The following is an 18,704-nucleotide window of genomic DNA, read 5'->3' on the forward strand; positions in this document are numbered from 1 at the left end:
TTCGCCAGGAACGGTGCATGAAGCTTTTCGCGGGCAATTCCAACCGGGTGCTGGCCGAAGCGGTCGCCCGCTATCTCAATGTCCCGCTGGGCAAGGCCAGCGTCAGACGCTTCGCCGATCAGGAAATCTTCGTCGAAATCCAGGAAAACGTGCGCGGCGAGGATGTCTTCATCCTGCAGTCGACCTCGTTCCCGACCAACGATCATCTGATGGAACTGCTCATCATGATCGATGCCTTCATGCGCTCCTCGGCCAAGCGCATCACCGCGGTCATCCCCTATTTCGGTTACGCCAGGCAGGATCGCCGGGCCTCGGGCCGCACACCGATCTCGGCCAAGCTGGTCGCCAACATGATCACCCGCGCTGGCGTCGACCGCGTTTTGACGCTCGACCTCCATGCCGGCCAGATCCAGGGTTTTTTCGACATTCCGACCGACAATCTGTTCTCGGTGCCGGTGATGGCCCGCGACGTGAAGGCAAAATACAAACAGCTTGCCAATGTCGTCGTCGTCTCGCCCGATATTGGCGGCGTGGTGCGCGCCCGCGCGCTCGCCAAACGCTTCGACGCACAACTGGCCATCGTCGACAAGCGCCGCGAACGTCCCGGTGAATCCGAAGTGATGAACATCATCGGCGCGGTCGCCGGCAAGGATTGCCTGCTGATCGACGACATCGTCGATTCCGGCGGCACGCTGTGCAACGCCGCCGATGCGCTGCTCGCCAACGGCGCTACCAGCGTCACCGCCTATATCACCCACGGCGTGCTGTCGGGCGGTGCGGTCGCCCGGATCAGCGGCTCGAAGCTGCAGGAACTGGTGATCACCGATTCCATCCAGCCGACGCAAGGCGTGCTCGACGCCCCGAATATCCGCGTCATCTCCATCGCCGACCTGATGGGCGAGGCGATTTCGCGCACAGCGACCGAAGAGTCCGTGTCGAGCCTGTTCGATTAATCCATGTTGCCCAAAAGCGTGCCCACGGGCCTGGCTCGGGGGTAATCTCCTTTTTGGAATCTGCCCCAAACCGTCGTGAAAGGAGCCAGCTGATGCGCAATCGAATCAAGGCTGCAGGCATCGCAGGAATGCTTCTCGCAATCGGCATCGCCAGCGCGGCCTATGCGCCGACAATCGCTCCGGTTTCGACCGCGCAGGCGCAAACGGAATATCTTCCCACCGAAAAGGATTTCATCGGCAAATGGAGCATCGCAGGGTCCGCAATCCGGCCACCGCGTGATCTGAAAGAGCCGGCGAAGCCCGACCAGGAAGCGTCTGCGACCGAATTTCAGCAGACTGTGACCGCCTTTTATGGCGCCTTCGACTATCTGGAGATCACGGCGGACGGCCGCTACAATTTTCACCAACCGGGTGACCCGGCATCGGGGCCTTGCGTCTGGTGCGGGACATGGTCGTTCAAGAACGATTCCCTGTGGCTCGAACTGGACACGGCGCCCAGGCTCGACATCTACGCCGAGGGCGGCGACATGCAGATGACCTACACGGCCGAGCCTGAAGAGACGTCACGATACAAATGGCTTGTTTTCAGCTGGACCAAGGCTGATTGAACTGAGGGGTGAGGCGTTCTCGCGCACGCCAACCGAAGCATCGGTGTCAAGCCCGATCTCCTGAGGCGGGCAGTCAGTCCATGGTTGCATTGTGCGAGGAGTTCACCATGGCCATACTGCCCCTCCAATCAACGGAGGAGTAGCAGATGCGGCGTAGGACTTTGCTCGGGCTCGCGGTTTCCATCGCAGCCACCCTTTCAGCACCGGCGGCCTGGGCCGCCGATTTTCCGGACCGGACCATCACCATGGTTGTCCCCTTTTCCGCCGGTGGCTCGACGGATCTGGTCGCGCGCCTGGTCGCCAACAAGATGTCCGAAAAGCTGGGCCAGCAGATTGTCGTCGAAAATGTCGGCGGCGCCGGGGGCAGCATCGGCGCTGCCCAGGTCGCCCGAGCCGAACCGGACGGCTACACGATCCTGATGGGCACGGTCGCAACCCACGCGCTCAACCCGCTGATCCTGAAGACAAAGCCCTACGACGCGGAGAAGGATTTTGCGCCGATATCGTTGCTCGTGCTGGTGCCAAACGTCCTGGTCGTAAACCCTGAATTCCCCGCCAAGGACGTCAAGGAACTGATCGAGATGCTGAAGAAGGACCCGGACAAATATGCCTACGCCTCATCAGGCAATGGCACCCCGCTGCATCTCTCCGGCGAGCTTTTCAAGACGATGGCCGGCGTCAGTATGCAGCACATTCCCTACAAGGGCGCCGGACCGGCCTTGAACGACGTTATCGGCAATCAGGTGCCGATGATGTTCGACAACCTCCCCTCTTCATCGGGCCATATCAAGAGCGGGACGCTGAGAGCGCTTGGCGTCACCACCAAGGAGCGCGTTCCCTCCTTCCCCGACATACCGGCCATTGCCGAAACCATTCCCGGCTATGAAACCTACAGCTGGAACGCTCTGTTCGCGCCCGCAGGCACGCCGCCGGAGGCCGTCGCCGTTCTTCAGAAGGCGGCAGTTGAAGCCCTGAAAGACCCTGATGTGATCGCCCGCATGGCCCAGTTCAGCGCCTCGATCGTGGCCTCCACCCCGGAAGAGCTTGGAGCGCATGTGAAGGCCGAACTCGCCAAATGGGAACCGATCGTCAAGGCCAGCGGCGTTCAGCTGGACTAGGGCCTACGACAAAGTGCTGCGGGCTTTTTCCTGGCGCTACGGCGCCGGGGCCTCAAGTCGAGGCTGAGCCCGCCGCATGCCTTCGTCGCGGGCGCCGCGCATATAGCCGCGCGGCGAGGCCCCGAGCATGCGCTTGAACATGGTTATGAATGCCGGCACGCTGTCATAACCGAGGTCGAGCGCCACCCTGGTGATCGGCTCGCCATCGGCGAGCCTGGGAAGTGCCGCAAACAGGCAGGCCTGCTGGCGCCAAGTCGACAAGGACAGTCCGGTCTGGCGCTGGAAGGCGCGGGTGAACGAACGGCGGCTCATGCCTGCGGCATCCGCCCACTCGTCGATCGTGGCGTGCGGCGAAGGTGCCGCGACAAAGCGTCGGCAGAGCGCCGCCAGCTTCGGGTCGGACGGGAACGGCAGCCCGAGCGGCCGTTCCGGCAAGGTCGGGATCTCGTGCAGCAAGAGGTTCATGATCAACCCGCCGCGGCCTTCCAGTTCGCCACCTTGCGGCAGCTTTTCCGATTCTACGATCAGGCTGTGCATCAGCTCGGTGACGCCGACGACACGCAAGCCTTCCGGCAGGCCGGGGATAGCGCCCGGCATGACATAGACCGAGCGCATCGAGACGTCGCCCAGCATTTCGACAGAATGCTCGGTGCCGGCCGGTATCCACATTGCGTGGTCGGGCGGCACCATCCAGCGCCCGTACCTGGTCGTCACCAGCACGACACCGACCAGCGCATGCAGCAGTTGGCTGCGGCTGTGGCGGTGTTGCGGCACGAGGTAACCGTCCGGATATTCGGTCGGCAAAGCCACCGCCGGCCCGGAAACCTCCTCCAGCCACTGCCAGCGGCTTTCGTGCAATCGGCCGAGATCGGCATTGCCGGCGCGGAAGATGTCCCTGCCATGTGGCATCGGCTATGGCCCACTTGCGAAACTATTGGACCAAACCACGAAAGAAGTCGCCTCGCAAGCGGCTTATAAGGCAGCCATCCCCAAGGCGCTCCGCAGGGGCGTCGCCCAAGCGCTTCAGACGAGCGTCCTTAAGGCGGTCCGCGGGAGCGGCCGCCAAGCCTGCCCGCGGGCAAACACCCGCCAAAAAGACCTCGGAGCCTGCCTTGACCGATACGACAGCCACCAGCATTGCACCGCAGCCAAGCGCCAGCCTCCCTTCAGCCCAGGCGACCGCCTTCACCGTCATTCTGGCGGTGAGCTTTTGCCACGGCATCAACGACATCATGCAATCGCTGCTGCCGGCGATCTATCCGCTGCTGAAAGAGAATTACGGTCTCGATTTCTGGCAGATCGGTCTTCTGACCTTCACCTTCCAGGTCACTGCGTCGCTGCTGCAGCCGGTCATCGGCATGATCACCGACAAGCGGCCAATGCCCTATTCGCTGCCCTACGGCATGGCGTCCTCGCTGATTGGCCTGATCGTTCTGGCCTATGCCGGCCACTATGCGCTGCTTCTGGTCGGCGCCTCGCTGATCGGAATCGGCTCGGCGATCTTCCATCCGGAATCCTCGCGCATTGCCCGCTTTGCCTCCGGCGGCCGCTTTGGCCTGGCGCAATCTTTGTTCCAGGTCGGCGGCAATTTCGGCCAGTCGATGGGGCCGCTGCTCGCTGCCTTCATCGTTGTGCCCTTCGGCCAGACCAGCATTTCATGGTTCGCCGTCGGGTCTCTGATCGGCATCATCGTTTTGTCGCGGGTCGGCGGCTGGTACAGCCGGATGCGCGCCGCGCAGGGCAATCGCAAGGCGGCAAGCTTCGTCTCCCCCTTCCCGCGCAAGAAGGTGATGGGAGCGCTGGCGGTGCTGACGCTGCTGGTGCTGACCAAGAACGCCTACATCGCCTCGCTCTCCAGCTACTACACCTTCTATTCCATCCATAAGTTCGGCGTGTCGGTGCAGATGAGCCAGGTCATGCTGTTCCTGTTCCTCGGCGCCTCGGCGCTGGGCATCCTGCTCGGCGGACCGTTCGGCGACCGCTACGGCCAGAAGGCGATGATCTGGTTCTCGATCGTCGGCGTGCTGCCGTTCACGCTGGCGCTGCCCTACGCCAATTTCGAATGGACGATGATGCTGACGGTGCTGATCGGCCTGATCCTGTCCTCGGCCTTCTCCAACATCGTCGTGTTTGCGCAGGAGTTGGTGCCGGGACGTGTCGGCACCATCGCCGGGATCTTCTTCGGCTTCGCCTTCGGCATGGGCGGCATTGCAGCCGCTGTGCTCGGCGTCGTCGCCGACATGAAGGGCATCGATTTCGTCTTCCAGATCTGCTCGTATCTGCCGCTGCTCGGCCTGCTGACGGTGTTCCTGCCCAACATGAAGGAAGCCAGGAAGGCGCAAGCGGCGGCCAGATAAAACCGGTCGATTTTGCGGATTTGACGCAGGGCGCGGCATTGCTGCGCCCTCTGTGATTCTTTCACCATGCGCTGGTTGAAAAGCCTGCTAGAGATAGTCATCAACGAAGGCTTGGGGCCTTCGACGTCTCTGGGGGATGACATGCGCAAGATCGTATTGGCCGTATTGGGTGTGCTTCTTGTTACCTTGCCGGCGACGGCACGCATCGTTCCCTTTCCGCCGGGTTTCAAGACGCAGTCCGTCGAAACCAACGGCACCAAACTCTATGTGCGCGTTGGCGGCAAGGGTCCCGCCGTCGTGCTGCTGCACGGCTTTGCCGATACCGGAGACATGTGGGGCGCCGCGGCCATCGCCCTCGCAAAGGACCACACCGTCATCGTGCCGGACCTGCGCGGCATGGGTCTGTCGGCCCACCCGGAAGCGGGCTACGCCAAGAAGAGCCAGGCCGTAGACATCGCCGGCGTGTTGGATGCCCTGAAGATCGACAAGGCAGATCTCGTCACCCACGACATCGGCAACATGGTCGGCTATGCGCTTGCCGCGCAATATCCCAAGCGCATCACCAAATGGGTCATCATCGATGCGCCGCTGCCCGGCATCGGCGATTGGGAAAAGATCAAGCAAAGCCCACTGCTTTGGCACTTCAACTTCCGCGGCCCGGATATGGAGCGGCTGGTCGCAGGGCGCGAGCGCATCTATCTCGATCGCTTCTACAACGAACTGTCGGCTGACCCCAAGAAGATCGACGAGGCCACGCGCAAGCACTACGCCAAGCTCTATGCCCGTCCGCATGCGATGCATGATGCTTTCGAGCAGTTCAAAGCCTTCGACCAGGATGCGATCGACAACCAGGCGATGCTCGCCGCCGGCGGCAAACTGACCATGCCGGTACTGGCTGTCGGCGGTGAAAAATCCGCTGGCACTACGCAGGCCGATCTCCTGCGGCTTGTTGCGACCGATGTCACGGGCGGCATCGTGCCCGCTTCCGGACACTGGATCATGGAGGAAAACCCCGACGACACCGTCAAGCTGATCACTGGTTTTCTCGATAAGTAGGCACTGTCCCGCTGACATTTCGACGAAACCAAAAGCACCCGCCTGACGGCGGGTGCTTTGCCTATCCAGGTGGACGATTCTAGGCCTTGAAGAAGGCCAGCAGGTCGGCGTTGATGACATCGGCATGGGTGGTCGCCATGCCATGCGGGAAGCCCTTGTAGATCTTGAGCTCGCCCTTCTTGAGCAGCTTGACCGAGAGCAGGGCGGAGTCGGCGATGGGAACGATCTGGTCGTCGTCGCCATGCATGACCAGCACCGGCACGTCGATGGCCTTCAGATCGTCGGTGAAGTCGGTTTCCGAGAACGCCTTGATGCAATCATAATGCGCCTTGGTGCCGCCCATCATGCCCTGGCGCCACCAATTCTCGACGACAGCCTGCGATACCTGGGCGCCGGGGCGGTTGAAGCCGTAGAACGGGCCGGCCGCAATATCGTGGAAAAACTGGGCGCGGTTGGCTGCCTGGGCGGAGCGGAAACCATCGAACACCTCGATCGGCAGGCCACCCGGATTGGCCGCCGTCTTCAGCATGATCGGCGGCACCGCGCCGAGCAGTGCGGCCTTGGCGACACGGCCACCGGAACCGTACTTCGCGACATAGCGGGCCACTTCGCCGCCACCGGTGGAATGGCCGACATGGATCGCGTCCTTGAGGTCGAGATGCGCCGCAAGCTCCGCGACATCAGCGGCGTAGGTGTCCATCTCGTTGCCGGTATCGGTCTGGGTGGAGCGGCCATGGCCGCGCCGGTCATGGGCAATGACGCGATAGCCCTTGGACAGGAAGAACAGCATCTGGGCGTCCCAGTCGTCGCTGCTCAGCGGCCAGCCGTGATGGAAGACGATGGGTTGTCCCGTTCCCCAATCCTTGTAGAAAATTTCGGTGCCGTCCTTGGTGGTGATCGTGCTGCTGCCGGGCTTGGTCATCTCGCTCTCCATTGATTGCTTCCGCGATAATCAATATCGCGATAACCATACGACTAGCGCAGGTCCAAATCCTTGTCTACAGAAAATATGTATCGCGATATCATTTTTCGTGGTACATATTGATGTGCTCAGTCGGCAAAGGAATGCCTCGTGCCTCTCCCGTTGGACAACCAGCTCTGCTTCACGCTTTACGCCACCAGCATGGCAATCAATCGCACCTACAAGCCCATGCTGGACGAGATGGGCATCACCTATCCGCAATATCTCGTGCTGAACGCACTTGCCGAAGCCGGCGGGATGTCGGTCGGCTCGATTGCGCACAGGCTCGCTTTGGAATCGAGCACCATCACGCCGCTGGTGAAGCGCATGGAACAGGCCGGTCTCGTCACCCGCCAGCGCAGCCAGACGGACGAGCGCCAAGTGCAGGTCGACCTGACGCCTGCCGGCCGCGCGCTGCTCGTCCAGTGCAACTGCCTCAACGAAACCCTGATCGAACGCTCGGGCATGACGATGGCTGATCTCGATGCCTTGAATCGGCGGATCCAGGCGCTGCGCGAAGCGTTGAGCAGCAAGCCGGACTAGCTGCCCTACAAACACGCCAGGCTTAATCCTTGCCGGCCAGCCAGCGCACGACGTTGCCCATCAGCTTGCCGTAGAGCGGCCAGCCGAGAAAGTCCTGCGACAGCCAGTGCGGGCCGATATCCGTCGCCCAGGCGACAGTGCGGCCGTGGCCAACGCTGCGAGCAGCAAGCAGCGGCCAGTCCGTGCCACGATAATGGCAGGTCGCCAGCAGCTGGGACGAGCCATCGCGCCTGAAATCGAGTTTGTTCATGCCGAGGATCGGCGGCAACGGGCCCGCGACACCGGCAAGGATTGGATGCGACGCCTGAAGGATCGACGGCTGCAGGCCTTGCGGCACTTCCAGCCCGTCCGAGAATGGCAGGCAGCGCACGGGCAGCACGTCCTCGACCGGGGTGTCGTGGAAACGCGCCGTGCCGAACATGCCCTGGAACCCCAAATAGCCGCCGGTCAGCATCAGCCCGCCGCCGCCTTCGACATAGGCCTTGAGGACGTCGAGGCGGTTGACGCCGATGCGCCCGGCGCGGGCCTCCGGCGTGACCAGCAAGGTCAGCGCGCCGACATCGGAGATCACCACCGCCTGGTATTCGGCCAGCGCGTCGAGGTCATACGGAAATTCGGCCGCGCAACGATCGCCACCGATCTGCGTCACCGCTATGCCCTCTGCGGCAAGTGCGGCATTGAAGGCCGTCGCGCCGTTTACCCACGTCGCACTCGTCAGCACATCGCCGCCGGCGGCGACCGAGGTCGTCGCCGCGAAGGTCTCGCCTGCCAGCAAGAGTTTCATCGTCGCCCTCGCACTGTTCGACTGAGGATTGAAAGGCGAGCGCCGGCTCGAACCGGCGCCCGCAAAGCCTTGGGAGGCTTAGAGCAATTCCAGGAAAAGTGTGACCGGTTTTCCGTCCGGAATTGCGTAAAACAAAGGGATAGAGCGGTTCGCCGTTTCCGTGAAACGGTGAAACGCTCTAGAACTTGAACTCGGCCAGGTTTTCCGGCGTCACGATCTTGGCCGGGCCGAGGATCAGTTCACCGCTGGCGCCGATCGTGTACTCGCCGAGCCTGCCTGCCGTGAACTTCTCACCTTCCTTGCCGGTGATCTTGCACTGCGCCAGCGCCTGGGCCGCCTGATAGGTCAGGTAGCCGAGATCGGTGACATTCCACCAGATATCCTGGGCAGCGCCATCCTTGATGTATTTCGAAATCAAAGTGGCCGGCGCAAGGCCGGTCAGCTTGACCTTGCCGATCATACCGGCTTCCTCGAGTGCGCGCGCGGCCGCCGGAAGGCCTATGCCTGCCGGCACGATGATCACCTTGAGATCCGGAAACGCCTGCACCAGCGCCAAGGCCTGCTGCTGGTTGACCTGCTCGCTCTCCTCGCCATAGGCGACCTGCACCAGTTTCATCTTGGCGTATTTCGGCTCTGCCGCCATCTTCGCCTTCATGAAGTCGATCCAGGCGTTCTGGTTGGTCGCCGTCGGCGTCGACGACAGGATGGCGAACTCACCTCCGCCGCCGCTGAGGTTGAATGCGCTTTCCAGCATCATTTCGGCCAGACTGTCGCCCTTCACCTGGTTCACGAACACCGCGCGCGCATCGGCCGCGACGTCGGAATCGTACGAGATCACCCGGACGCCTTGCTGAACGGCGCGCTTCAGCGCAGGCGCAACGGCATTGGCGTCGTTGCCGGCGATAGCGATGACGCCGACCTTCTGCGACACAAGGCTGTTGATGAATTCGATCTGTGCCTCGGCCGTCGCCTGCGACGGGGCGACCTGGGTGGCGGTGCCGCCAATTTCCTTCGCCGCCTCTTCGGCGCCGCCGAAAGCCACCTTGAAGTAGGGATCGGTGTCGAGCTTGGGCAGGAAGCCGACGGTCACCGGTTCCTTGGCGCATTCCTGGCTGTAGGCCAGCGAGGCCGGCGCAAGCAGAACCGCGGATGCGAGCAGGGCTATTCTAAACGCTTTCATTGTGTCTCCTCCGTCAGAATTCGGGCTTGAAGAAAGGGGCCCGAGATCACCCCTTGGTTTCGCGCAGGACGCGCGATCTTGACAGCCGCTCCTCCAGGGAGCGCCAGTAGTTGCCGACCAGCAGCGAGCCGATCAGGAGCAGGCCGATGATCATGCCTTGGGCGTCGCCGCCGATCTGATTGAGCGCCAGCACGTTGCGGATGATGGCGATCAACAGCAGCGCCAGCATGACCCCCGTGAGCCGCCCCTTGCCACCGAAGACGCTGACGCCGCCGAGCAGCACGATGGTGATGACGTCGAGTTCCATGCCGAGCGCATTGTTAGCGCGGGCGTTGGAAAGGCGCGCGGTGTAGACGATGCCGGCGATGGCCGCGACGAGGCCCGAAACGACGAAAAGCTTCAGCACCATTTGGCGCGTGTCAATGCCGGAATAGCGCGCCACTTCGGGGCTGCCGCCAAGCGCATAGATGCGCTTGCCGGTCGGCGTCTTCTGCAGCACCACCGCGAAGATCGGCGCCAGCAGCAGGAACGGCACGATGGTCCACGGGATTTGTGTGCCCGGCAGATTGCTGATGCCGAAATCGACAACCGCCGGCGGCAATATGTTGACCGAACCGGTGCCGAGCAGGATGTAGCCAATGCCCCGATAGAGCGCCATGGTGCCGAGCGTCACCACCAGCGACTGCAACCCGAGGCCCGACACCAGATAGCCGTTGAAGGCGCCGAGCAGGCCGCCGAAGACGAGCGTCAGCGGAATGGCGGCCAGCGTCGGCACGCCAGCCTGGACAAGCAGGCCAAAAATCACGGATGTCAACGCCAGCACCGAGGCGATCGACAGGTCGATCTCACGGGTGATGATGAGCAGCGTCATCGGCAGGATCAGCAACGCCTTTTCCGAGGCGCTTGCGGCCAATTGCGAGAGGTTGAAGCCGGAGACGAAATTCGGCACGAAGACCGCCGCATAGATGAAGACGGCGAGGCAGGCGGTCGCCAGCAGCAGATCCCAGAAGTCGATCGAGCGGATAAACTTTCTCATCTCGCCCTCGCCTGTCTTGCCTGTTCGGCACGCCGCACGATGAAGGTGTCGATGCCGATGGCAACCAGGATCACCAGGCCATAGACGCCCTGCAGCCAGAGCGGGTCGACACGCACCAGCGTCAGCCCGTTCTTGATGACCAAGAGAGTGAGCGCGCCAAGGATGATGCCGAGCAGCGTGCCCGAGCCGCCGCGGATGGCGACGCCGCCGACCACTGCAGAGGCGATCACCGTGAGTTCGAAGCCGAGCGCGACGCGGGCATCGATGGTGGCATAGCGCGATGCCCACAGCGCCCCGCACAGACCGCCGAGCAGGCCGGCCATGCCGAAGGCCAGCAGAATGCGCCGGTCGACCGGAATGCCGATCAGCCTTGCGCCGTCCGGGTTGGAACCGGTGGCAAACAGCTCGCGCCCGGTTGCGGTGCGATAGAGCAGCACATAGCCGGCGCACAGGATGACAATAGCGATGATGACGATCAGCGGCACGCCTGCGATCTTCAGCCCGGTCATGTCGAGCCAGGCTTGCGTGACTTCGTCGGCGCTGACCTGGTCGCCCGCCGCCCAGATCGAGTTGAAACCGCGGAAGATCGACATCGAAGCCAGCGTAACGACGATGGCCGGGATCTTTCCCCTGGTAACGACAAGGCCGTTGAGCAGTCCGGCAAAGCCGCCGACCGCGCAGGCGGTGATCAGGCCGATGTCGATGTCCAATCCGGGATAGGCCTGAACCATGCTGGCCGCCATATAGGCGGAGAGGCCGATCACAGCTGCGATCGACAGGTCGATGTTGCGGGTGATCAGCACCAGCATCTGCGCCAGTGCGGCGACAATCAGCAAGGCCGCGTCCATCGACACAGCGGTGAGGTTCGCCGCGCTCACCATGCGCGGGTTGATGATGGTGACCGGAATGGCGACGGCGAGCATCGCCGCAAGCAGGCCGAATTCCCGCCGCTTCAGAAAATCGAACGGTCCTTTTGCCTTTTCCTCCTCGGCGGCGCGTTCTATCTGCGCTGCCTGGCCGGCACGTTCATCGGTCCTGGTCGCCGCTTCCAGTACCTTTTCCTGCGTGGCTTGTCCGCGCGAAAACTCAGCAGTCTGGCGGCCTTCGCGCAGCACGATAATGCGGTCGCACATGCCGATCAGCTCGGGCATCTCTGACGAGATCAGCAGGATCGCCATGCCTTGCGCGGCAAGGTCAGCGATCATTGCATGCACTTCCGCCTTGGTACCGACATCGATGCCTTGCGTCGGCTCGTCGAGGATGAGCACGCGCGGCTCGGTGCGCAGCCATTTGGCCAGCACCACCTTCTGCTGGTTGCCGCCGGATAACTCTTTCACCGGCTGCCCATAACCGGAAAAGCGCAGCTTCATGCGCTTCAGCCAGTCCGCCACCAGACCGATGGCGCGGTCGGTGCCGTAGAGACCGCGTTGTGCGGCCTTGTCGAGAACAGGTAGCACCGCATTGTCGAGGATGGAGAAATCCATCACCAGGCTCTGGCCCATGCGATCTTCCGACACATAGGCGATGCGCGCATCCATGGCGTCGCGCGCCGAGGCGAACTGCACGGGCTTGCCGTCGATCAGGATTTCGCCGGCGTCGGGCCGGTCGATACCGAACAGCACGCGCGCAATCTCGGTGCGTCCGCTGCCGACCAGGCCGCCAAGCCCCAGCACCTCGCCGGCGTGAAGCTTGAGGTCGATACCGGCAAACCCGCCGGCGCGCGAAAGTCCCTTCGCCTCCAGCACCAGCGCGCCTGAGGCATGGCGCCGTTCGGGATAGAGGTCGGTGACTTCACGCCCGACCATCATGCTGATGGCGGCAGCGCGGCCAAGCTCGGCCTTCGGCTTGACGCCGATCAGGCGCCCGTCACGCAGCACGGCGATGCGGTCGGCGATGCGGAAGATTTCATCCATGCGGTGGCCGACGAACATCATCGCCACGCCATGCAGCCTGAGATCGGCAACGACGGAAAACAGCCGCTCGACCTCGCGCTGTGACAGCGCCGCCGTGGGCTCGTCCATGATCAGCACGCGGGCATCCAGCGACAGCGCGCGGGCGATCTCGACCAGTTGTTGTTCAGAGGTACGCAGTGTTCCCAGCCGCGTTGCCGCCGGCACGTCGAGCCCGACGGTAGCCAGCACCTTGCGGGCGCCGGCCAGCATGGCGGCATTGTCGATGCCGCCAAAGCGGTCGCGCGGCATGTGGCCGAGATAGATGTTCTCCGCCACCGACAGATCGGGAAACAAGCCAGGATGCTGGTGCATGACCGCAATGCCGGCCGCCTGCGCGTCATGCGGCGAATGGAAGACGGCTGATTTGCCGTCAACCTCGACATGACCGCTGGTGGGAGAATGCACACCGGCCAGAAGCTTCACGCAGGTGCTCTTCCCGGCGCCGTTTTCGCCAAGCAGCGCCAGCACCTCGCCGGAGCGCAATTCGAAGGAGGCGTCCTTGAGCGCAATCGTGCCGCCGAAAGCCTTCGTCGCCTGAACCAGGGCAACGGGAACAGCCCGCACCACCGCAGCGTCGGCTTCGCTTTGTGTGCCCGAGTGCAGCACGTCTCCTCCCTGACTAGTTATTTATTCAATTTGCTATATTAAATAGCGCAAAGGCGCAACGGCAAAATTGACTTCCATGGTTCCGACGCGCACTGTCGCCGCCAACATAGGCACCGCAGGGTGCGCTCGGCCGCAGGTGGTTTGCGGGCTTCGCGCCGGGAATGGGACATTTGGGGAGTGCGGGTTTGTCAGGGAAAGGCAGCAATTCTGTCAAAGTTCGGCACTATAATGAGCGTTTCGTGCTCGACGCCATCCGTCGCCTCAAGGAAGCCTCCAAGTCCGATCTGGCGCGCGCGGCAAGCCTGACGCCGGCGGCCGTCGCTGCCATCGTCGACGGCCTGGAATCTTCCGGATTCGTAAAGCAAGTGGGAAAAAGGTTCGGGCAGCGCGGTTCGCCCTCCACGCTGTACCGGCTGACGCCGGAGCGCATCTACAGCGTCGGCATCAAGATCGGCCGGCGTGCGCTTGAAGCCGTTCTGGTCGACTTCGCCGGTGAAATCCGCGCAAGAGAGTCGCACGAATACCGCTTCCCCGATCCTGATTTGGTGCTGAAGGCCGGCAACATGGCGCTGGCCACCTTCGAAAAGCTGGTAGATGGGCTTGGCGATGCCAGCATCGTCGGCGTCGGCATTGCCTCACCCTATTTCCTCGGCGGCTGGAGCGAGGAACTCGGCTTTCCCGACGATCTCGGCAGCCGCTGGGAGGCGATCGACCTGACGACATGCTTTGCCACGCCGGCGAAGACGCCGGTGTTCGTGGAAAACGACGCCACGTCGGCGGCGCTGGCCGAACTTGTCCAGGGCGCCGGCGCCCGCTTTCGCGATTTCATGCACATCTCGATCGACACTTTTGTCGGCGGCGGCCTGGTGCAAGGCGGCAGGGTCCATACCGGGCCGCATGGCAACAGCGCTGCCCTCGGACCCTTGCCGGTCTCGCCCTCAAGCCTCGATTCGGTGGCGGCGAAGCCTGCGCGCTACCAGAGCCTGCTGCATCGCGCCTCGATCTATGTGCTGGTCAATCACCTGAGGTCGCGCGGCGTGGTGATCAATCGTGTGCGGGAACTCGATCCGTTGCCACCCGAAGCGCGCGTGCCGCTGTTCGAATGGATCGACGATTGTGCGAGCGCGCTGGTCGAGGCGATCATCGCCATCACCTCCATCATCGACATCGAGGCCATCGTTCTCGACTCGATCCTGCCCAGGCCGATCCATCTCGAACTGCTGGCAAGGGTGCAGACCCAGTTCAACCAGGCCAGCGCAATCGGCATCGTGACGCCGGAGATCGTGTCGGGGCAATTCGGCCCTGAGGCCTCCTCGATCGGCGCTGCCATGCTTCCGTTCTCGGCGCTGCTGGCGCCCGACAGCGGCGTGCTCATGATCGGCAAGGACCGGACGAAACTGCTGAGCGCTCTGTCCACGCTCGGCGGCGCCAAGGGAAACGGATCAAATCCGCCCACCGACCTGCCGGCCTGAGCGCAATGCGGCGCGCCCAACGCAGGCATCGGCCGCCCTTGCCCGCCATGGCTTGCACGCCTGCCCGCCTTCCGCTATAGAGCCGCCACCCGCGTAGACACCCTTGGAGGCAACGCGGCGGAAGGCTGCCTTCCCTTGTGATCCCGAACAAAGCTCCGCGTATGCGGTTTCTGGCATTCGGACATCCAGGCCTGGCGGCTTTCGACGTTTACGGTCCAGGCACACTGCCACCGCAAACGCTCCATAAAACGCGAAAGGAAATGCCATGAGCCACGATACTTACGAGCTCAAGGCCGAAGCGCGCGAACAGGTCGGTAAGGGGTCCGCCCGTGCAGTTCGCCGCAACGGTAAAGTGCCTGCAGTTATCTACGGCGACAGACAGCCTCCCCTGGCGATTGCGCTGAACTACAAGGACGTCTTCTACAAAATCCATGGCGGCGGGTTTTTGACCACGATCGCCACGATCGATGTCGACGGCAAGAAAATCCAGGTTCTGCCCAAGGATTTCCAGCTCGACCCGGTCAAGGATTTCCCGGTCCATGTCGACTTCCTGCGCATCGGCAAGGACACCGAGGTCAACGTCGACGTGCCTGTCCACTTCATCAATGAAGACAAGTCGCCCGGCATCAAACGCGGCGGCGTGCTCAACATCGTGCGTCACGAAGTCGAGTTCCACTGCCCGGCCAATGCGATCCCGGAATTCATCACCGTCGATCTCACCGGCGCCGACATTGGCGATTCGATCCACATCTCGGCGGTTACCTTGCCGGCCGGCGTCAAGCCGGTGATCTCCGATCGCGACTTCACCATCGCGACCATTGCCGGTTCCTCGGCGATGAAGCCGGAGACGGAAGAGACGGCGGAAGCGGCAGCCCCCGAAGCGGCGGCCCCTGCTGCCGAAGAGAAGTAATTTTCGGGCCCGGAGTTCACGATGCTTGTCTTTGCAGGCCTCGGCAATCCGGGCGCGAAATACGCTGATAACCGGCACAATGTCGGCTTCATGGCGGCGGACGCAATTGCCCGCCGCCATTCGTTTTCGCCCTGGTCGAAGAAGTTCCAGGGCCTGATCGCCGAAGGCACGATTGCCGGCGAAAAGATTCTTCTGATCAAGCCGCAGACCTTCATGAACCTGTCGGGACAGCCGGTCGGCGAAGCCCTGCGCTTCTACAAGCTCGGCCCCGAGGCGCTGACCGTCTTTTACGACGAGATCGACCTGCCGGCCGGCAAATTGCGGGTCAAAGTCGGCGACGGCGCCGGCGGCCACAACGGCATCCGCTCGCTCGACCAGCATGTCGGCAAGAACTTCCGCCGCGTGCGCATCGGCGTCGGACACCCCGGCGTCCGGGAAATGGTGCAGTCCCATGTTCTCGGCGACTTCGCCAAGGCCGATCGCGAGTGGCTGGACGTGCTGCTCGACACCATCGCCGACGATGCCGGGCTGCTGGCCAAGGGCGAAGACAGTTCCTTCATGAACCGCATCACGCTGGCGCTTCGCGACAAGCTCGTGCCGACCAGCGACGACGACCGCCCGCCGCCCAAGGCGCCGAACACGCAGAGCCCGAAAGCCCAGAGCCACATCCGCCAGGCACGGCCACAGCAGGCGCCGGCCAAGCTGCCGGAAAGCGGCCCTATGGCCGCCATGCTGAAGAAACTGTTCGGCAAGAAGGACTGAGCGTCGATAGGATCGGGACTGCGGGGCTTGACGTTGCTCACCCCTATCGCCCATAGCCCTCATCAAATTTCTAGTTTCCCGATAGGACCGGACACATGGGTTTCAAATGCGGCATCGTTGGCTTGCCCAACGTCGGCAAGTCGACGCTTTTCAACGCATTGACCAGGACGGCGGCGGCGCAGGCCGCCAACTATCCGTTCTGCACCATCGAACCGAACACCGGCGAGGTGGCGGTGCCTGATCCGCGGCTGCAGAAGATCGCCGCAATCGCCAAGTCTAAGGAGATCATCCCGACCCGCATCTCCTTCGTCGACATCGCCGGCCTGGTGCGCGGCGCCTCCAAGGGCGAAGGGCTGGGCAACCAGTTCCTCGCCAACATCCGTGAGGTCGACGCCATCGTGCATGTGCTGCGCTGTTTCGAGGATGACGACATCACCCATGTCGAGGGCAAGATCGACCCTGTCGCCGACGCCGATACGGTCGAGACCGAGCTGATGCTCGCCGACCTCGACAGCCTCGAGCGCCGCATCGTGCAGATCCGCAAGCGCGCCGGCAGCAAGGACAAGGAAGCAACCACCGTGCTGCCGATGATGGAGGCCGCACTCGAGCTCCTCCAGGCCGGCAAGCCGACCCGCATCCTGCTCAACGGCATTTCAGCGGAAGACCTGCGCATCCTGCAGGGACTGAACCTCTTGACCTCGCACCCCGTGCTCTATGTATGCAACGTCGCCGAAGCCGACGCCGCCACCGGCAACGAGCACACCAGGGCCGTGGAAAAGATGGCGACCGCGCAGGGCGCCGGCACCGTGGTGATCTCAGCCGCGATCGAAGCCGAAGTCGCCCAGCTCTCCGACGAGGAAGAGATGGAGTTCCTGTCCTCGCTCGGCCTCGACGAACCTGGCCTCAACAAGGTCATCCGCGCCGGCTACGATCTGTTGCATCTCATCACCTATTTCACCGCCGGGCCGAAGGAGACCCGCGCCTGGACGATCCACAAGGGCGACAAGGCCCCGCAGGCGGCCGGCGTCATCCACACCGATTTCGAGCGCGGCTTCATCCGCGCCCAGACCATCGCCTATAACGACTACGTCACACTGGGCGGCGAAGTGGCGGCCAAGGAAGCCGGCAAGGCGCGCGACGAAGGCAAGGAATATGTCGTCCAGGACGGCGACGTCCTGCTGTTCAAGTTCAACACCTGAGACGCCGAGGCATCTCGCGGCTCGCGCGCTGACCGCGGCCGATCACAGCTGCGTCAAGTGGAGGAGCCAGCCTGCCGCTTCGCTTGACTGCCCTTGGCACCGGGTCTAAGGCCCTCTGCATCCGATTGGCCGTGGCCGTGGGAACTGCCGCGCGTGCAAGACCCATCGCTATCGAACGGAACCTCTTGGGCTCAACCAATGGAGAGCGGCGATGATCAAGGCCTTCGTCGTCGACAATGACCGCCTGCGCCCCGCCGACGATCTCGTGGCCAATGGCGATCAGGTCGTCTGGGCCGACCTTCTCAACCCGACCAAGGAAGAAGAAACAACGATCGAGACTTGGCTCGGTGTTGCCATCCCGACGCGCGAGGAGATGGAGGAGATCGAGATTTCGAGCCGCCTCTACATCGAGGACGGCGCCTACTTCATGACCGCCACCTTGCCGGCGCAGACCGAAATCGATGATCCCTTGATGTCACCGGTTACCTTTGTGCTTGCCGGCCCGAGACTGGTCACCATCCGCTATCATGAGCCGAAGGCGTTCAAGACCTTTCCGCTGCGCGCCGAGAAGGTGGCGACAGGCTGCACCACCGGCAACACCATCCTGATCGGCCTGCTGGAGGCGATCGTCGATCGCCTAGCCGATATTCTCGAACGCGCCGGCCGTGACATCGAGACGATCTCGCGCGACATTTTCGAGGCGCGGTCGACCAAGGTGAACAAGCGCAATCGCGATTTCCAGGAACTGCTCAAGGCCATAGGCCGCAAGGAAGACATTGCCTCCTCGATCCGCGACAGCCTGATCTCGCTGCAGCGCCTCACCGGCTTCCTTGCCCACGTCGCGACCCAGATCAAGATGAGCAAGGACGTCCGCGCCCGCATCAAGACAGTATCGCGCGACGTGCTGTCGCTCGCCGACCATGCCACCTTCCTGTCGCAGAAGATCTCGTTCCTGCTCGACGCGACGCTCGGCATGATCTCGATCGAGCAGAACGCCATAATCAAGATCTTCTCGGTCGCCGCCGTCATCTTCCTGCCGCCGACGCTGGTGGCTTCGATCTACGGCATGAATTTCGACGTCATCCCGGAGCTGAAATGGGAGCTCGGCTATCCCTTCGCCATCGGCCTGATGATCCTGTCGGCGATCCTGCCGTTCTGGTATTTCCGCCGCCGCGGCTGGTTGTAGGCCCAATAGAATTCGCTTGAC

At 62.9% G+C, this 18,704-nt stretch carries 17 protein-coding genes; 11 read left to right on the top strand and 6 right to left on the bottom strand.

Annotated features, from left to right (window positions below; translation table 11 throughout):
• Nucleotides 1–17: 17 nt before the first annotated feature.
• The 3 genes from X771_RS164450 (at nt 18) to X771_RS164440 (ending at nt 2,679) form a co-directional block, all read left to right on the top strand.
• Nucleotides 18–953: a ribose-phosphate pyrophosphokinase gene (locus X771_RS164450; RefSeq protein ID WP_023686119.1), complete on the top strand. Its 936-nt coding sequence runs from the start codon at nt 18–20 to the stop codon at nt 951–953.
• Nucleotides 954–1,045: 92 nt separating this feature from the next.
• The gene (locus tag X771_RS164445) at nt 1,046–1,561 is read left to right on the top strand and encodes a hypothetical protein (protein ID WP_023686120.1); all 516 of its coding nucleotides are present in this window, start codon (nt 1,046–1,048) and stop codon (nt 1,559–1,561) included.
• A 146-nt stretch (nt 1,562–1,707) separates the two neighbouring features.
• On the top strand, nt 1,708–2,679 hold the full coding sequence (locus X771_RS164440) for a tripartite tricarboxylate transporter substrate binding protein (RefSeq protein ID WP_023686121.1): 972 nt from the start codon (nt 1,708–1,710) through the stop codon (nt 2,677–2,679).
• Between the two features lie 36 nt (nt 2,680–2,715).
• Here the strand turns inward: X771_RS164440 and X771_RS164435 are convergent, their stop codons facing one another.
• Nucleotides 2,716–3,588 (bottom strand): helix-turn-helix transcriptional regulator, encoded by an 873-nt coding sequence (locus tag X771_RS164435; RefSeq protein WP_023686122.1) that lies wholly within the window; start codon nt 3,586–3,588, stop codon nt 2,716–2,718.
• 203 nt (nt 3,589–3,791) lie between these two features.
• Here X771_RS164435 and X771_RS164430 point away from each other — a divergent pair, with 203 nt between their 5' ends.
• Complete coding sequence (locus tag X771_RS164430; protein ID WP_023686123.1) at nt 3,792–5,036, top strand: MFS transporter; 1,245 nt, start codon at nt 3,792–3,794, stop codon at nt 5,034–5,036.
• Between the two features lie 141 nt (nt 5,037–5,177).
• Complete coding sequence (locus tag X771_RS164425) at nt 5,178–6,092, top strand: alpha/beta hydrolase (RefSeq protein ID WP_023686124.1); 915 nt, start codon at nt 5,178–5,180, stop codon at nt 6,090–6,092.
• 79 nt (nt 6,093–6,171) lie between these two features.
• Here X771_RS164425 and X771_RS164420 read toward each other — a convergent pair whose 3' ends face one another.
• Nucleotides 6,172–7,014: an alpha/beta hydrolase gene (locus tag X771_RS164420; RefSeq protein WP_155921599.1), complete on the bottom strand. Its 843-nt coding sequence runs from the start codon at nt 7,012–7,014 to the stop codon at nt 6,172–6,174.
• A 150-nt stretch (nt 7,015–7,164) separates the two neighbouring features.
• Between X771_RS164420 and X771_RS164415 the strand changes: the two genes are divergently transcribed.
• Nucleotides 7,165–7,596, top strand: coding sequence for a MarR family transcriptional regulator (locus X771_RS164415; protein ID WP_023670043.1), 432 nt, complete (start codon nt 7,165–7,167; stop codon nt 7,594–7,596).
• Nucleotides 7,597–7,618: 22 nt separating this feature from the next.
• On the opposite strand, the gene X771_RS164410 is transcribed toward X771_RS164415, so the two are convergent.
• From X771_RS164410 to X771_RS1000000166155, 4 genes are all read right to left on the bottom strand, one after another.
• A complete protein-coding gene (locus X771_RS164410) occupies nt 7,619–8,380 on the bottom strand; it encodes a glutamine amidotransferase (protein ID WP_023686126.1) in 762 nt (253 codons plus the stop codon).
• A gap of 178 nt (nt 8,381–8,558) precedes the next feature.
• Nucleotides 8,559–9,560, bottom strand: a complete 1,002-nt coding sequence (locus X771_RS164405) for a rhamnose ABC transporter substrate-binding protein (RefSeq protein WP_031202339.1) — start codon at nt 9,558–9,560, stop codon at nt 8,559–8,561.
• Between the two features lie 46 nt (nt 9,561–9,606).
• On the bottom strand, nt 9,607–10,596 hold the full coding sequence (locus tag X771_RS164400) for an ABC transporter permease (RefSeq protein ID WP_023686128.1): 990 nt from the start codon (nt 10,594–10,596) through the stop codon (nt 9,607–9,609).
• On the bottom strand, nt 10,593–13,154 hold the full coding sequence (locus tag X771_RS1000000166155; protein ID WP_023686129.1) for an ATP-binding cassette domain-containing protein: 2,562 nt from the start codon (nt 13,152–13,154) through the stop codon (nt 10,593–10,595). Before X771_RS1000000166155 ends, X771_RS164400 begins: the two co-directional genes overlap by 4 nt.
• A gap of 239 nt (nt 13,155–13,393) precedes the next feature.
• On the opposite strand from X771_RS1000000166155, the gene X771_RS164395 reads away from it, so the two are divergent.
• From X771_RS164395 to corA, 5 genes are all read left to right on the top strand, one after another.
• The gene (locus X771_RS164395; RefSeq protein ID WP_245262497.1) at nt 13,394–14,626 is read left to right on the top strand and encodes an ROK family transcriptional regulator; all 1,233 of its coding nucleotides are present in this window, start codon (nt 13,394–13,396) and stop codon (nt 14,624–14,626) included.
• Nucleotides 14,627–14,891: 265 nt separating this feature from the next.
• Entirely contained in the window at nt 14,892–15,536 is a 645-nt protein-coding gene (locus X771_RS164390; RefSeq protein WP_023686131.1) for a 50S ribosomal protein L25/general stress protein Ctc, read from the top strand.
• A 21-nt stretch (nt 15,537–15,557) separates the two neighbouring features.
• Entirely contained in the window at nt 15,558–16,298 is a 741-nt protein-coding gene (gene pth, locus X771_RS164385) for an aminoacyl-tRNA hydrolase (RefSeq protein WP_023686132.1), read from the top strand.
• Between the two features lie 95 nt (nt 16,299–16,393).
• Nucleotides 16,394–17,497 carry a redox-regulated ATPase YchF gene (gene ychF, locus X771_RS164380; RefSeq protein WP_023686133.1) on the top strand — a complete coding sequence of 368 codons (1,104 nt, stop codon included), beginning with the start codon at nt 16,394–16,396 and terminating at the stop codon, nt 17,495–17,497.
• A gap of 211 nt (nt 17,498–17,708) precedes the next feature.
• Complete coding sequence (gene corA, locus X771_RS164375) at nt 17,709–18,683, top strand: magnesium/cobalt transporter CorA (protein WP_023686134.1); 975 nt, start codon at nt 17,709–17,711, stop codon at nt 18,681–18,683.
• Nucleotides 18,684–18,704 lie beyond the last annotated feature (21 nt).

The sequence above is a fragment of the Mesorhizobium sp. LSJC269B00 genome (assembly GCF_000502815.1).
Lineage (GTDB): Bacteria > Pseudomonadota > Alphaproteobacteria > Rhizobiales > Rhizobiaceae > Mesorhizobium.